The 14,856-nt window shown below is 60.9% G+C and carries 12 protein-coding genes; 6 read left to right on the top strand and 6 right to left on the bottom strand.

Annotated elements, in window-relative coordinates; translation table 11 throughout:
• Positions 1–6: 6 nt before the first annotated feature.
• Positions 7–2,064: a M13 family metallopeptidase gene (locus EI293_RS13355; RefSeq protein ID WP_125438643.1), complete on the top strand. Its 2,058-nt coding sequence runs from the start codon at positions 7–9 to the stop codon at positions 2,062–2,064.
• 286 nt (positions 2,065–2,350) lie between these two features.
• On the opposite strand, the gene EI293_RS13350 is transcribed toward EI293_RS13355, so the two are convergent.
• Both EI293_RS13350 and EI293_RS13345 read right to left on the bottom strand, forming a co-directional pair.
• The gene (locus EI293_RS13350; protein WP_125438641.1) at positions 2,351–2,821 is read right to left on the bottom strand and encodes a nuclear transport factor 2 family protein; all 471 of its coding nucleotides are present in this window, start codon (positions 2,819–2,821) and stop codon (positions 2,351–2,353) included.
• Between the two features lie 125 nt (positions 2,822–2,946).
• Positions 2,947–3,858 (bottom strand): NmrA family NAD(P)-binding protein, encoded by a 912-nt coding sequence (locus EI293_RS13345; protein WP_125438639.1) that lies wholly within the window; start codon positions 3,856–3,858, stop codon positions 2,947–2,949.
• Positions 3,859–4,019: 161 nt separating this feature from the next.
• On the opposite strand from EI293_RS13345, the gene EI293_RS13340 reads away from it, so the two are divergent.
• Positions 4,020–4,433: a winged helix-turn-helix transcriptional regulator gene (locus tag EI293_RS13340; RefSeq protein WP_125438637.1), complete on the top strand. Its 414-nt coding sequence runs from the start codon at positions 4,020–4,022 to the stop codon at positions 4,431–4,433.
• An 89-nt stretch (positions 4,434–4,522) separates the two neighbouring features.
• The gene (locus EI293_RS13335) at positions 4,523–5,230 is read left to right on the top strand and encodes a head GIN domain-containing protein (protein WP_125438635.1); all 708 of its coding nucleotides are present in this window, start codon (positions 4,523–4,525) and stop codon (positions 5,228–5,230) included.
• Between the two features lie 82 nt (positions 5,231–5,312).
• On the opposite strand, the gene EI293_RS13330 is transcribed toward EI293_RS13335, so the two are convergent.
• Both EI293_RS13330 and EI293_RS13325 read right to left on the bottom strand, forming a co-directional pair.
• Positions 5,313–8,204: a PA14 domain-containing protein gene (locus EI293_RS13330; RefSeq protein WP_125438633.1), complete on the bottom strand. Its 2,892-nt coding sequence runs from the start codon at positions 8,202–8,204 to the stop codon at positions 5,313–5,315.
• 311 nt (positions 8,205–8,515) lie between these two features.
• Positions 8,516–9,091, bottom strand: a complete 576-nt coding sequence (locus EI293_RS13325; RefSeq protein ID WP_211339586.1) for a hypothetical protein — start codon at positions 9,089–9,091, stop codon at positions 8,516–8,518.
• A 160-nt stretch (positions 9,092–9,251) separates the two neighbouring features.
• On the opposite strand from EI293_RS13325, the gene EI293_RS13320 reads away from it, so the two are divergent.
• Complete coding sequence (locus EI293_RS13320) at positions 9,252–10,199, top strand: 3-oxoacyl-ACP synthase III family protein (protein WP_125439078.1); 948 nt, start codon at positions 9,252–9,254, stop codon at positions 10,197–10,199.
• A gap of 167 nt (positions 10,200–10,366) precedes the next feature.
• On the opposite strand, the gene EI293_RS13315 is transcribed toward EI293_RS13320, so the two are convergent.
• A complete protein-coding gene (locus EI293_RS13315) occupies positions 10,367–12,469 on the bottom strand; it encodes a matrixin family metalloprotease (protein ID WP_170170368.1) in 2,103 nt (700 codons plus the stop codon).
• Between the two features lie 161 nt (positions 12,470–12,630).
• Here EI293_RS13315 and EI293_RS13310 point away from each other — a divergent pair, with 161 nt between their 5' ends.
• Positions 12,631–13,320, top strand: coding sequence for a hypothetical protein (locus tag EI293_RS13310; protein WP_125438629.1), 690 nt, complete (start codon positions 12,631–12,633; stop codon positions 13,318–13,320).
• A gap of 85 nt (positions 13,321–13,405) precedes the next feature.
• On the opposite strand, the gene EI293_RS13305 is transcribed toward EI293_RS13310, so the two are convergent.
• The gene (locus EI293_RS13305; protein ID WP_125438627.1) at positions 13,406–14,320 is read right to left on the bottom strand and encodes a DUF72 domain-containing protein; all 915 of its coding nucleotides are present in this window, start codon (positions 14,318–14,320) and stop codon (positions 13,406–13,408) included.
• Between the two features lie 269 nt (positions 14,321–14,589).
• Between EI293_RS13305 and EI293_RS22110 the strand changes: the two genes are divergently transcribed.
• Positions 14,590–14,733, top strand: coding sequence for a hypothetical protein (locus EI293_RS22110; RefSeq protein WP_170170367.1), 144 nt, complete (start codon positions 14,590–14,592; stop codon positions 14,731–14,733).
• Positions 14,734–14,856 lie beyond the last annotated feature (123 nt).

Below are 14,856 nucleotides of genomic sequence, written 5' to 3'. Positions count from 1 at the left end.
TTTTCTATGATTTTCTCCCCTCCCCTGCGGCCCTGGCTGCTGGCGGCCCCGCTGCTGGGCCTCGTATTCACGGCCTGCCAGCCCGGCGGCAAGTCCCAGGCCACCGGCCCCGACCTCATCCAGGCCAACCTAGACACCACCGTGCGCCCCGGCGACGATTTTTACAACTACGCCAACGGGGCCTGGTTCAAGCAGCATCCTATTCCGGCGTCGGAAAGCAACTGGGGCATCGGCAAGGAGGTGCAGAACGAGGTGTACGCCCGCCTGCGCAAGCTCAACGAAGACGCCGCCAAAACCAGCGCCGCCGCTGGCTCGGTGCAGCAGAAAATCGGCGACTTCTGGGCCACGGGCATGGACAGCGCCACCATTAACCAGCAGGGCGTAGCGCCCCTGAAGCAGGAGCTGGACCGCATTGCCGCCATGCAGTCGGTGGCCGATGTGCAGGCCGCCATTGCCCGTCTGCAGCCGCTGGGCGTGAATGCCCTCATTGGCTACTACGTGGGCCAGGACGCCAAAAACAGCGACAAAATGGCCTTGCAGCTGTGGCAGTCGGGCCTGGGTTTACCCAACCGCGACTATTACTTCAACAAGGACGCCCGCACCAAAAACATCCGGCAGGAGTACGATAAGCACCTTGCCACCATGTTCGGGCTGCTGGGCCAGGATGCGGCTATGTCCCAGGCCAGCGCCCAACGCGTGGTGCAGCTGGAAACCAAGCTGGCCGCTTCCTCGCGCAAGCTCGAAGCCCTGCGCGACCCGTACGCCAACTACAACAAAATGGCCGTTTCGGGCCTGGATAAGCTCACACCCGGCCTCAGCTGGAAGCCCTGGCTGGCCCAGATGCAGCTTGCCAAGGTAGATACGGTGATTGTGGGGCAGCCCGAGTTCTACCGCGAAGCCGGCCGCCTGCTCACCACCGCGCCCCTGGCCGACTGGAAAGCCTACCTGCAGTGGCAGCTGGTACACGCCTTTGCCGGCAAGCTCAGCCAGGACTTCGACAACGAGAACTTCCGCTTCTACGGCACCGTGCTGCAGGGCGCCAAGCAGCAGCGCCCCCGCTGGAAGCGCGTACTCGATGCCGAGGAAAACGCCATGGGCGAGGCCCTGGGCCAGCTGTTCGTGCAGGAATACTTCACTCCCGCCACCAAGAAGCGCTACGAGGACCTCACCGAAAACGTGGTAGCTTCCTTCCGCGAGCATATTCAGAAGCTGGACTGGATGAGCGACTCCACCAAGCAAAAGGCCCTGGTGAAGCTCACCAAAATCACCCGCAAAGTAGGCTACCCCGATAAGTGGAAGGACTATTCATCCCTGAAAGTGGACCGCAGCTCCTACGCCGCCAACGTGATGCGCGCCAACGAATGGGCCTACCGCTACAACCTGAGCAAGCTGGGCAAACCTGTGGACCGTACCGAGTGGGGCATGACGCCCCAGACCTATAACGCCTACTACAACCCCAGCAACAACGAAATTGTGCTGCCGGCCGCTATTTTCGCCATTCCCGGCCTGATTGACGCCAACGCCGACGATGCCGTTATCTACGGCTATGCCGGGGCCAGCACCATCGGCCACGAGCTGACCCACGGCTTCGATGATGAGGGCAGCCAATTTGATGAGAAAGGCAACCTGCGCAACTGGTGGAGCAAAAAGGATCGGGCCGCCTTCCAGCAGCGCGTCAACGGCATCGTGCGCCAGTTCAACGGCTACACCATCCTCGATTCGCTGCACATCAACGGCAAGGCCACGGCCGGCGAAAACATTGCCGACCTGGGCGGCATCGTCATTGCTTTGGATGCCTTCAAGAAGACCGAGCAGTACAAAAAGGGCGAGAAAATTGGCGGCCTCACGCCCACCCAACGCTACTTCCTGGGCTATGCGCTGGGCTGGCAAACCCACCAGCGCGACGAGCGACTGGCCCAGGCTATCCTCACCGATGTGCACTCGCCGGCCCAGTTCCGCATCAACGGCCCCTTCGCCGACGTGCCGGAGTTCTACGAAGCCTTCAACGTAAAGCCCGGCCAGAAACTTTACCTGGCTGATTCGGCCCGGGTAAAAATCTGGTAGGCTGACTTTTCAGAAACGAAGCAAAAAAGGCTTTCTGCGCAGTGCAGAAAGCCTTTTTTGCTTGTCAACACACAGAAACATACAGAACGTCATACTGAGCGAAGCCGAAGCATCTCTACCGCTTTGTTGTGGTAGTAATTCAACGAAGCGGTAGAGATGCTTCAACAAGCGGACGCCCGATGAAGCATGCCGGTCAGCTTAGCAACGTCAGCACGCGAGATTCCTCGGCAAGCTCGGAATGACGTTCTGTTGGTGAAGTTCTTTTTATGCGAGTACTGCTACCCAGCTACTGTTTCGGGCGGGCCATGAACTGCTCCAGACCTTGCCGGGCGGTAGCGCGCACCTTGTTTTGCAAGAAGGCCGACCAACCCAGCAGCCAGCCCACCGGCCCCAGCGCCTGCCGCGACCAGCGCCAGAAGCTGAACTCGTCGCGGTGGGTGCGGATGAGGCCGTCCTGGAAGGTGAAATGGGCCTGAATGTGGTTGTGCACCTTGCGGCGGGTTTGCGAGAAGGTGTAGCGGGCATCCCAGGTGGCGCGGCCGACATGCTCGTCGGCCGCTACGTCGTTGTAGGCCAGGCGCAGGTCGCGGCCCCGCTCGCAAAGCATGCGCCACATCTGCCCAATTTCGGCTCCTTTCAGCTGGAAGGCTGCGTCTTCGAAGGTGGCCTCGGGGTGGTAGCACGCGGCCATGCCGGCGTGGTCGCGGCGCTGAAAGGCCTGGTAGAAGCGGTGCAGAAGCTCTTCGTGGGGATGCATGGCCGGATAAGCAAAGGAACAACAGGTGCCCGGACGGAACCGAAACCGGGAGCCCAAAACTGCACAAAAAACAACGCCCGCCGAAAATCCGGCGGGCGTTGTTTTTTGTGCGGCGCCGGTCAGCCTTATACCGGCCGGCCGGCGGCACCCTGAAACGCCGGGGCAAATACCGCGCCGGCAAACTCGCTCATGGTGGTAGACGAGCTACTTTCGGCGGTGCGGGACTCGTGTACCATTACTTTTTCCTCGTTCATGTTGCGCGTCATTTCGTCATAGAGGCTGGCCATGCTTTCGGAGAGGCCGGCCCCGATCATGCCCTGCTTGGCATCGGCATACGGAAACTGCACGTAGGGCAGCTCCGGCCGGCCAATGGCAGCCCCGATGGCCCGGGCCGCATCCTGCATGCTGTAATTCTGCGGCCCCAGAATGTAGTGTACCGAGCCCGCCTCGAAGCCATGTTGCAGCAGCCCGGCGGCTTTGGCGGCAATGTCCCGGGTAGCAACCATGGGGAACGCCAGATCGGGGCTCATTCCGGAACCCATGCTGCCCATGTGCTGAATCAGGCCCACATTGGCCAGCAGGTTTTCCATGAAATACGCCGGCCGCAGATGCGCCACGGCCAGCCCCTCCACGGCATTCAGCCGGGCCTCCTGGTGATAGAGCCCAACCACCGGCCCGGTCCCGGCCGGCAAATCGGCCCCAATGCTGCTCAGATGCACCGCCTGCGCCAGCCCGGCCGCGCGCACGGCCTCGGTCATGGCCTGCCCTACCTGCTGCATGTGCGCCAGCACGTCGGGAGCGGTGGGGTTGGGCGGAATCATCAGGAAAGCGGCATCGGCCCCGCGCAGGACTTCCGTCAGGAAGGCCACATCGTGCAGGTTGCCGGGCCGGGTTGTGGCGCCGGCCTGGGCCAGCGCATCAAGGCGGGCACTGGCCCGGGCCACGGCCGTTACCTTATGCCCCTGCCCGAGCAACTCATGCACGAGGGCCGTACCAATGTTGCCGGTAGCACCGGTGATTACAAAATGCTTTGCCATATGCGTGTCTGGTAAGAAGTTGGGTTCTGAAGCACGGCGGACTATCCCCACGCTTCATGCTTCACAAAGAAAATCACTTACCTTTCCTTTTAGCAAGTACCTACCATAAAGTAGGGTGCTTACCTTTTTCACAGAATTGCTGAATATCAGCCAGAATAAATATGGGCAAACTCACCAAACAACAAGTGGCCGAATCGGACTGGCACGCCAACCTGGCGCTTGGCCCGTTTGATTTCTGCCCCGTACGCACGACGCTTAATGTGCTGGGCGGCAAATGGAAGCTACTGGTTTTGAGCACCCTGTTCGGAGGTGCCCGGCGCTACGGGGAACTACGGCGCCTACTCCCGGAAATCACCGAGAAGATGCTGATTCAGGAATTGCGGGAGTTGGAGCTGGATGGCATTGTGCAACGGGTGGTGTACCAGCAGGTGCCGCCCAAAGTGGAATACTCGCTCACCGAGCAAGGCCAGCGGGTGCAACCCATGATAGCCGCGCTGGTGAGCTGGGGGCAAGGGTATCTGATGCGGGCCGGGCCTGAAGCCATGCCCGCCTCGCTACGCCCCGGCCCGGCCTAGGCCCCGGCTATTTTCGGGACCCAGGCAACGGTTGCCTCGCCACCCGCATCTGTCCGGGCAACCGTTCCACTCTTCAACGCTACTGCCTTATGAAAGCCTTCCGTTTCCTGCTGCCCGGCCTGTTCCTAGCCCTTGTACTATTATCCGCTTTCCGCACGGCGGATACCCGAGAAACCCGCACCGTTGGCGCTTTTACCTCGGTAGGCCTGGGTGGTTCCATGAAAGTGGTGCTGCGCCAGGGCAGCCCGCAGAAAGTAGAAGTGCAGGGCGACGCGGAGGACCTGGCCCACCTCGAAACCATTGTGACCAACAACAAGCTGCGCATCAATACCAAAAAGCAAAGCGGCATGAGTTGGTATAATATGAAAGGCAACGTGACGGTATACGTAACCATGCCCGTTATCAAGGGCCTGTCGGTGGGCGGTTCCGGCACCATCAAGGCCGCCGACACCATTAAAGCGGCCAACCTGGACCTGGCCGTCAGTGGCTCGGGCGGCATTCAGCTCACCAGCGTCACGGCTGATAAAATCAGCTCTTCCCTCTCAGGCTCGGGCACGATTCAGGCGGCGGGGGTGGCTCCGGAACAGGCCATCAGCGTGAGCGGCTCGGGCGGCGTGCAGGCGGCGAAGCTGCAAAGCAAAACCTGCAGCGTGAGCATCAGCGGCTCCGGCGACTGTCGGGTGCAGGCCACGCAGTTGCTGGAGGCCAGCATTGTGGGCTCGGGCGAGGTGTACGTGACGGGCAATCCGCAGGTAAAAAGCTCGGTGGTAGGCAGCGGCCGCGTCCACCGCGAGTAAGGCATACATCGGTTAAACCCTGACGCAAAAAGGCTCCAACGGCACGTCGTTGGAGCCTTTTGCGTTTCAGAGGCCCGCTCAGCTACTCCAGCATCAGTCGGCGGGTGGTAACGTTCGAGGGAGTTATCAGGCGCAGGAGATAGATGCCCACGGGCAGCTTCCGCAGCTTCAGGAGCACTTCCTGGGGGTGGTTGGCGGCCGGCACCAGTTGGCGGTGTACCACGGCCCCGCGCAGATCCAAGACTTCTACGGTGGTGGCTTCGGGGGTAGACTGGGTCAGCGCCACTGTCACCTCACCGTTGGGACTGGGGTTCGGGAACAGCCGTAGCTGCGTCACCACAGTCCCGCCCCACTGCACCGCCACCACGCCGGAAAGGTGGGCCGTGCCATCCAGATCCAACTGACGCAGACGGTAATAGTTGATGCCCGACAACGGAGCGCGGTCAGTAAAGGAGTAGCGCTGGGGCCTGGAAGTAGTACCGGCAGCGGCTATCTGGCCAAGCCCCTCAAATACCTGTCCGTTGGCGGAGCGTTCTACCTCAAACGACGCACTGTTCAGCTCCTGAGCCGTTTCCCAGCTGAGGACCACATCAGCATCCTGCGGCTGGGCCCCAAACCGGACCAGCGTTACGGGCAGTGGCGCATTGGAGCTGGAGGAGCACAAACCGGCCGTGGGGGTGAGCTGCCGGGCCACGCCGGCCTGAGTACTGGCATATTCCAGCTTCAGGCTGTTGAAAGCCGCATTTTCGCCGTATAGCACCAAAATATCGTGCAGACCGGCACTGAGGTAGATGCTGGCCTGCTCGGTGGTTTCGGGGTGCTGGCCGCCATTCTGAATGAGTGCCTGAGCAATGACCGGGGTTGAGGCCAGGGCGGCATTATCCAGCCACAGAAACGCCCCGTCGTCGGCGGTCAGGTAGAAGGTGTAGGTACCGGCCACCGCTATCCGGATGCGGCCTTTGAAGCGGGCACTGAAGCTATCTGGGTCTTCGGGGGTACCGCTGGCGGCTCCGGTCAGGTCGCCCCAGCTTTCGGGGCTGCTGAAATCGAGCACCTCCACATTGCGCCCCTGGGCGGGGGTTATGGTGTTAAAAAAGGCCGGATCATCGTTGAAGTAACCCGGGAAAAACTCGGCGTACAGCCCCGACGAAGCCGGCCGGCCGCCCGCATCGAGCCCGGAGCACCCGGCTGGCGCGGGCGGCACCACCTGCACCGACAGCGAGCGGGCAAAGACGGCACTGCCCCCGGCATTACGCGCGGCCACATCTACCTGGTAGCTGTCTTCGGGCACCGTGGCATTGGCCGCTACCTGACCGGTAGCAGCATTAATGGTAATGCCCGTCGGCAGGTCGGCTGCGTTGGCAATGGCGTATTCTACCACGGCCGAGGCACTCGTAACCGTGGGAGCGGCAGAGGTAGCCGAAGCACCGACTACCAGCCGCAGACTTTTGGGCGAATAGCCCAGGGCGGCCGGGGGCGGCAGTAGCGGCTGCACCGAGGTGCAAAACAGCGTGCCGGGCACCACCTGCCGGCTGATGCCCAGGCCGGCACTTTCGTACTCCAGCACCAGGCTGTTGCCCAGACCATTATCACCGTACAGTAGCAACACATTGTGCAGACCCGCGCCCAGCGTTACCGTAACCGCCACGGTAGTAGCCGGATGATAGCCCCCATTGTCGATAAGCGCATCGGGCCGCGCGGCCGGCAGTGCCAGCGCGTTGTTATCCAGCCAGAGGTAAGCGGCGTCATCGGCCGTCAGGTAAAAGGTATAAGAACCTGTAGTGGCCAGGTACAGGCTACCGCGCAGACGCAGGCTGAACTCATCGGGGTCCTGGGTGGTGCCGGTGGCTACGGGCAGCAGATTCCCGAAGCTGTTACTGGCGGCGAAGTTCACCTGGGGGTCGGTACGGATCAGTCCCGGCGTGAGGCTGGTAAAGAATCCCGGATCATCGGCAAAATAACCGCTGAAATATTCGGCGTACAGGCCCGCTGAGGCTGGCTCGCTGGCAGGGTCGGGGCCGCCACAGCCGCCGGGTAGCGGAGCCGTGACCAGAAACCGGAAGGCGTTCCGGAAGGAGCTGGTGCCGTTGGCGTTGCTGACGGCCACATCCACATTATAGGTTCCTTGGGCCACGGAAGCTGCCGCCGTCAGTACCCCCGTAGTGGCGTTAATGGTGATACCAGCCGGCAGCGCACCCGCGTTGGTCACGGCAAACTCCGTAACGGCCGCGCCCCCATCCTGCACCACCGGTACGCCCGAGCTACGCGAGGTGCCGGTAGGCAAAGCCCGGGTAGCCGGGGTGTAGGTAATAGCCTGCGGGGCGGACGGCTGCGGCACCACCGAGGTGCACAGTACCGAGGCGGGCACCACCTGCCGGGCAATGCCGGGGCCTTCATACTCCCACACCAGCACATTGTCGCAGCAGTCTTCCCCGTACAGAATTAACACGTTGTGGCGGCCGGCCGGCAGCGTTACCGTAACCGAACGGGTAAGACTGGAATGACCGCCGCCGTTATCAATAAGGGCAGTGGAAAGGTCCACAGGCAACGCCAGGGCATTGTCATCCAGCCAGAGGTAGGCGGCATCGTCCGAAGTCAGGTAAAAGGTATAGTCGCCGGCCGTAGTGATACGGAGACTACCGCGCAGGCGCAGGCTAAACCGGTCCGGGTCCTGGGCAGTGCCGCCCGCTATGGGCAGCAGGTCGCCGAAGCTGTTGTTGGCGGCGAAGTTCACCTGCGCCTCCGTGCGGATAAGGCTGGCCGGATGACTGTTATCGGTAAAAAAAGCCGGATCATCGGCGAAATAGCCACTGAAATACTCCGCATATAGTCCATTATCAGCAGGCTGTCCACCGGGGCTGGCACCGGTGCAACCCGTAGGCTGCGCCTGCACCGAAATCAGGGCCGGCCAACAGACCACTACCAGAAGCCATAGCAGCCGAAGCCACTTCACGGAAGTAGAGTGTTTTTTCATCTTTAGGGGAATTTTTGTAATAAAGACAATACAATTCTTATTACTAAAGATAGATGAAGTTTCTATAATTGCAAATTATTTATTTTTAATTGCATTAATTAAACAAGATCGATTTCATTATACCTATACGCCTTGAAATATTTTATATATTAAAAATCAACCTACTATGCATCCGCTTACACACAGTCCAACTCCTGGTCACCTCCGCCCTGAACGCCGAAAACCTCCGGCCGGTAGCTGACGAACTACGGGCCGGAGGTTTTTGGGGAGGCGAACAGTGGCGGCTTTAGCCGCGCAGGCAACCGCTGAAGCTAGAAATCGAACAGACCACGCCCGCTGCCGCTTTTCGCCTTGGATTTAGACTTGGACTTCTTCTTCTTATCACCGCCGAATACGCCATCGAAAATGCTCGATTTGTCTTTTATGATAACGTAGCGGATGGAGAAGGCCGTGGGAAACCGGGCCCAGTCGTCGGAGTTGATTTCCACGGTGGGCTTGAAGTCGAGGCTGAGTACGATGGGAACAAAGGCCACCTTGTACTCCACTCCCACCAGCGCGTCAAAGCCGCCAAAGCCGCCCGTGTCCTTGTTGCGGCCCAGGTGGCCGCCCGCCCCGAAGTAATAGTTGAGGCTGGGGCCCAGGATGCCGAAGTGCCGCTCGGCCAGCGCCGTGGCGCTTACTTCGCGGGAGCCTACCAGTCCCAGGCCTTCAAGGGTGGTCTTCTCGAAGATTTTCTGCTGTACGGTAAGGCCGTAGTTGTTTTTGCCGAGCCGCAAACCGGCGGCAGTATGGTATTTCTGGGCGTGTACGGCCGGAGCCAGCACGGCTCCGGCCCCCAGCAGGGCCGCCAGAAGCCACCCCGCACGAAGCGAATTAAAAAACATCATAATGTTGTAAGTAGGCCATTGAACCCGGCCCTGGGGCCCGTGTTCAACGAACGGCACCGGTGCAAAGTACGGGCCCCGACCGGAATAGCCGGCAACTTGTTTCGAACCCCGTACCTTGCAGACTCATTTCCGCTTCGCGCCTTATTCTCCTTTTCGCTCCGTGTACATCCATCAGGTGGCGGCTTATCTGCCCGCCGAAATCATTACCAACGAACATTTCACTCGCCTTAATGGCCTTTCGCATGAGTGGATAACGGAGCGGACGGGCATCCGGACTCGTCGCAAAGCGGCGCCCGACGAGAATACGAATACGATGGCCCTTGAAGCCACCCGCCGTGCCCTGGCGCAGGCCCCGGCTTTTCCGGCGGCCGACATCGACCTGATTGTGGGTGGCACTTACACCCCGCACGATACCATTTACACCGTGGCGCACGCCGTGCAGCGCGAGCTGAATGTGTCGGACATTCCGGTGGTGAGCATTTCTTCGGCCTGCTCTTCGCTGCTGAACGCGGTGGAAATTGTGGAAGGGTACTTCGCCACGGGCAAGGCCCAACGGGCGCTGGTAGTCGTGAGCGAACATAACACGGCCTACAACAACGACTTCGATACGGTGGCCGGGCACCTGTGGGGCGACGGCGCGGCGGTGCTGCTGCTATCCAAGGAGCGCCTGGCGCCGGCCGACCTGCACGTTCAGGCCATCCGGACGGGCGGGGCCGGCAATATCGGCAAGGCCGACCAGGCCGTAACGTTGAAACCCGTGGAGCGCGGGATTGTGATGCCCTTCGGTAAGGACGTGTTCATCCACGCCTGCACCTATATGACGCGCGTCACCCAGCAGCTACTGGAGCAGAACAACCTGACCGTGGCCGACGTGACGTACCTGATTCCGCACCAGGCCAACCTGCGCATCACCAAAAACGTGCAGCAGCAGCTGGGCCTGCCCGAGGAGCGCGCCGTTTCCAACATCGAGGAGCTGGGTAACACCGGTTGCGCCGGCGCCGCCATTGCCCTGGCCGATACCTGGCCGCTGCTGCAGCCCGGCAACCACATTATCGTCACCGTATTCGGCGGCGGCTACTCCTACGGGGCCATGCTCCTGACGCGGTGAGTGGTTGTCAGTGCGAGGCATAGGTGAAGCACCCGAAGGGCAGCGCAGCTAATCCTTCCTTTTCGAAGAGCAAACAAATAGATAAGCAGAAAGCCCCTGATGCCAACACGGACGTCAGGGGCTTTTTGTTGCTCAGGGGGTATGATGCCCTGGGAAGGGTTGCCTCCTCACTCACTGACCACCAGCGGTACTACGCCGTTGCGGCCATTGGTGTCAGTCCAGCGGATGAGGTAGTAGCCGGCGCACAGCGAAGGCGGCGTAACCGGAAGCCGGTTCAGGCCCGGCAGATAATCGAGGCGGGAGCCGGCCAGGTAGCGGCCCACAGCATCGTAGAAACGCACTACCAGACTGCCGGCCGCAGAGCCGCCCACGTACTGCAGATTCAGCGGTTCGCCGGTCTGGTAAGGGTTCGGAAACACCTGTAGAGAGTTCAGGGCGGAGGCATCATCGGTTACCCCGATGGGCATGGCCGTATCCAGGGAATTATCGGGGCGGCGCAGGCGCAGTCGGTAGTAGCTGAGGCCGGGCAGCGGTTGGGCATCCACGAAACGGTACTGCCCGGACGTTGCGCCGGCCGCCACGGCTGCTACCTGCCGCCAGCCCGCCGTAGTATCGGCCGGGGCCCGCTCCACCACAAAACCGTTCAGGTAGCATTCGTCGCGGGTGGTCCATTGGAGGGTGGTGCCGCTTCCGGCCGCGTAAGTGGCCAGCTGCCCGGTAAGCGGGGCGGGCAGCATCGGGGCCGGGCCACAGGCGGCAGGCAGAAAGCTACGGGTACGTAATACGTAGCGCCCTCCGGCAATATCACTGCCGGCGGCCAGCGTACGGCTGCGCTGCCCCCGGGCAATGGCATAGTGCATTACGGCCGTGGGCAGAATCAGGTGCGAGAGTTGCTGCGCGTGACCCAACTCGTGTACTGCTACCGTCTCAAAATCAATCTGTACCGCCGTGGGGTTGCCCGGCCCGAACTGCCAGTTGGTAGCATCATCGAACTGGGTGTCTATTTCCTGCACGTAGAATACCACCGCGCCGCTAGCCAGGTAGCAGCCCCGGTAGTAGCTGGTGGTACGGCCCAAAACGCCCGTTGGTAGCTCCGGCCCATTGTCGAAGCCCACGGAGTTTTCCCCGTCGTCGGCCACGCCGGTTTTGGTGCGGGTAGTGCCCACGCTCCAGTTGATACCGGTCTGGCAGCGCCAGGTAGCCAACGCCCGCTGCCATGCCGCCGAGGCAGGCGCGTTGCTGGCAAAGCCCGCATCAAACCGGAACGTAACCCCACCGGCCCCATCAAAATTGCGGTGCCCGGGCACGGTCCGCTGCCCGGTATTGGTATCCAGCACATTGGCAGCGGCAAACACGATAGTCACTATTCCGGGGCTCACTGCTGGCACCTGATCCGCCGTGGTAACGCGCACGTTACCAGTACCGGCAGGGTTACGGCTAGCGCTCAGGGAAGGCACCCGCACCTGAATCCGCGTATCCGTCCAGCTGATGTAGTCGTCATCGTTGACTTTGGTGTACGAAGCCCCGCCATCATCGGCATTGCGGAACTCCACGCTGCCCGCGCCTCGGCTGGCCCCAAAGCCCGAGCCGGCAATAGTCAGGATGGCATTGGTACCGGCCGTGAGACTCGCCGGAGCCAGGGTAGTAATGACGGGAGCCTGACCCTTGGCAGCTACCGGTGGTTGCGCCCGGCGCAGCAGGGCCACGTCCAGGGCCGGGTTTGCCTGCACCAGGTGCGGAGCCGCCCCGCCGATGGTCTGGTAAAATGCCGCGTCCAGCTGCCGATACTGCCGAAAGGGCTCGGTTGCCGTGGCAGTGCTCAACTCATACCGCACGAAGCCCTGCTCACTGCCGTAGGCCTGCCATCCGGCGCCGACGGCCACGCCGGCAAACCGCACGGGCTCCAGAAAGAAAAGACCCTGCTCACCGGGCGCCAGACGGAGCGTATTGGTCAGTTCCTGCCGTTCCAGCCCCAGCGTACCGCCTTCCGTCAGAACCGTCAGCTCAGTAGCAGCCGGACCTTTCAGCTGCTTAAATACCCGCAGCCGGTGGCGGGTGAAAATGCGGCCGTTGATTCCCCGGAAGCTGGTGGCATCCAGCACTTCGCCTTCCACAACCCGGACAGCCTGAGCCAGCCGGATGGCGGGGCTGAGGGGGAGCAGCAGGCAGCGGGTTTCGGCAGCCGTGGGCAGCACCTGTGCCCGGAGGGGCTGGAGGCCGCCGGCTCCCAGTAACAGGGAGAATAGCAGGGAGGAAAAATTCAATTTCATAAGGGCAGGAAACGTGCCGTCGGGGCGTTGGAAAGGTACTGGATTTGCCTGCCTCCGGTTGGGCCAAGCCATTTTTTTTCTGTTTTCCGCTCCCCGGCACGCAACCTTCCCTCCCGGCCCGATATCCTGAACCTGAATTTCTACTTCATTCCCGTATTTCTATGCGCATCCTACTCGTAGCGGCTCCGGCTGGCCTGTCGTTTTTTACCGCGTTCCTGACCCCACAGTGCACGACGGCCCAAACCACTCCCGATTCAACCACCACGCCGGCCGCCGCTTCGTTGGCTGTCCCGCGCGGGAGCGGCACCTTGCTCAAACTGGGTACTGGTTTTACCCGGGGCCTTTCCAGCGGCTACTGGGGCTTATCGGTGCCGATAGTATTAGGGGTTGAGCATCATCTCACACCGGCCTTTTCCCTGTACGCCAATGGATTCAGCGGCTTTAAAGTGGGCAAGCGGCAACGCTATTTCAACGATGTACGGGAGTCTATCATCGGTGACTATGGTTTTGATGTAGGCGTGAAATATTATTACAACCAGGAAAAGCGGCGGCAAAATGGCCGGGCTACCGGGCCGTTCGTGGGTAACTACCTATCGTTGCAGTCTACCTCCGTATTCACTGCCACGCCCTTCCGCACCCACTACAACTACTCTACCCTGACACTGCAATGGGGTATGCAGCGGCGTCTGGGCAAATACGGCTGGCTGGATGCCTACGTGGGAGCCGGCCTCGGCCGGGAGCCAGGTTATACGTATTTCGACTACTATGCCGGCCCGGTCAAACGGGCCCCACAGTTGGGCATTGCTACGGAGTTGGGCATCAAGTTCAGCTTGGGAAAAGCAGTAAAGTAGCAGGTAGTGGGCTAGCTGTGTAAGCTGCGCCTTCACGCTCCACCAGAACAGCTAACTCACTGCAGCTCTTTATCTCTTCACCACGCTAAAAAAGACTCCCCTGCACCTGTTGCGGCAGGATGCGGGGTGGCTGCAGGGCCATGCCAGTCAGCTCGTGCAGCCGGCGCAGAAAATGTTCCGCCCAGATGGGCGAATGCATGATGTCTTTCTGGTGGATAAACACGTAGGCCGTGTGCAGGCCCGCCTCCAGCCATCCGGCTATACAGGCGGCCCAGTCGTCGGCTCGCCGGAAGTCGGAATCGACCAGGCCGTGGCCGTTGATGCGGACAAAGGCCACGGGGGTAGTCAGGCGCATGTGCAGCACGTCGCGGCGGCCGGCCACGTCACTCAGCACCAGCGGCTTATCCAGCGCCTCCAGCATAGCCGTAACCGAAGCCAGCAGCCCCGCGTCGGAAAACCAGGCCGGATGGCGCAGTTCCACGGCCAGCGGCACGTAGGCCGGAAAATCGAGCAGGTACCGTTCCAGGCGCGGTAAGTGCTCCGGCCCGAAGGTGGGCGGTAACTGCAGGAACGCGTGCCCCAGCGTCGGCCCCAGGCCCTCAATGGCCCGGCAGAAGCTGGTCGTCAGGTCATCGGCGTTGTACAGGGCCCGGTCGTGGCTGATGACCTGCGGGATTTTGGGGCAGAAACGAAACGTAGCCGGTACTGCTTCCCGCCACTTGCGCACGGTGGGCGCATCTGGAATGCGGTAATGCGTGGTGTTGAGTTCAATGCTGTTGAACTGCCGGCCGTAATGGTGCAGATACTCCGTTTCCCGGACACCAAGCGGGAAATAGCTCCCTACCCAGGCCTTGTTCGTCCAGATGGGGCAGCCCACGTACACGGCCGGCGGCGCGGGTTGCGCAGGCAGGCCCCGGGCTAGTACGGCGGCCGTTTCGGGGTGGTCGGCGGGCAGGCGAAAATCAACGTAGCGCAGGTCGGAAAGGCGGCCAAAATCCATGCTTAAAGATACGGCGAAAGCTAAAGTTGCATTGATGGCAGAAGGCAGCAGCGCAATCCAGGCCCATGCTGAATATCCTCGGCGGCAGCGTCACACAGCCTTCCAAACTTATACCCCACTCATAAAGTCGCTGGCAGCCGAAGCGACCTAGTACATACGTCTATCTTTTGCAGATGGTCGAAGAGTTTTCTCTGTTTGTCGAATTTATACGAGGAGGAAGTCTATCTTTTCCTTCATTTGATCATCCATCTCACATAAACTACTGCCTAATGAAAACGATTACTGCTCTTACCCAGAAACTCCACATCAAAAAAGAAACCGTTACCAATCTTTCTACCACCGGTGCCAGCCTGCTGTTTATTACCGAAGACCACCTGACTTCCACTCCGCTCTGCACCAGCCGCGCGGTATAGTTACCTCCCCGAACTATTCTTTTTCAGAATTGCTCGTCAAGGCTGTTTGGGGTTGCTCCGGAAGCAACTCCAAACAGCCTTTTTTGCGCTCTTAACCCTCCTCTTCTCCCCTACAGCAGCACC

This window comes from Hymenobacter perfusus (assembly GCF_003944765.1).
GTDB classification, from domain to species: Bacteria; Bacteroidota; Bacteroidia; order Cytophagales; family Hymenobacteraceae; genus Hymenobacter; species Hymenobacter perfusus.
This window is presented reverse-complemented; position numbering and strand designations above follow the sequence as displayed.

Excerpts from the sequence above, each read along its gene's own strand:
- EI293_RS13340 (WP_125438637.1), top strand. The coding sequence starts at position 4,020 with ATGGGCAAACTCACCAAACAACAAGTGGCCGAATCGGACTGGCACGCC.
- EI293_RS13310 (WP_125438629.1), top strand. The coding sequence starts at position 12,631 with ATGCGCATCCTACTCGTAGCGGCTCCGGCTGGCCTGTCGTTTTTTACC.
- EI293_RS13305 (WP_125438627.1), bottom strand. The coding sequence starts at position 14,320 with ATGGATTTTGGCCGCCTTTCCGACCTGCGCTACGTTGATTTTCGCCTG.
- EI293_RS13325 (WP_211339586.1), bottom strand. The coding sequence starts at position 9,091 with ATGATGTTTTTTAATTCGCTTCGTGCGGGGTGGCTTCTGGCGGCCCTG.
- EI293_RS13350 (WP_125438641.1), bottom strand. The coding sequence starts at position 2,821 with ATGCATCCCCACGAAGAGCTTCTGCACCGCTTCTACCAGGCCTTTCAG.
- EI293_RS13345 (WP_125438639.1), bottom strand. The coding sequence starts at position 3,858 with ATGGCAAAGCATTTTGTAATCACCGGTGCTACCGGCAACATTGGTACG.
- EI293_RS13335 (WP_125438635.1), top strand. The coding sequence starts at position 4,523 with ATGAAAGCCTTCCGTTTCCTGCTGCCCGGCCTGTTCCTAGCCCTTGTA.
- EI293_RS13355 (WP_125438643.1), top strand. The coding sequence starts at position 7 with ATGATTTTCTCCCCTCCCCTGCGGCCCTGGCTGCTGGCGGCCCCGCTG.
- EI293_RS13330 (WP_125438633.1), bottom strand. The coding sequence starts at position 8,204 with ATGAAAAAACACTCTACTTCCGTGAAGTGGCTTCGGCTGCTATGGCTT.
- EI293_RS22110 (WP_170170367.1), top strand. The coding sequence starts at position 14,590 with ATGAAAACGATTACTGCTCTTACCCAGAAACTCCACATCAAAAAAGAA.
- EI293_RS13315 (WP_170170368.1), bottom strand. The coding sequence starts at position 12,469 with ATGAAATTGAATTTTTCCTCCCTGCTATTCTCCCTGTTACTGGGAGCC.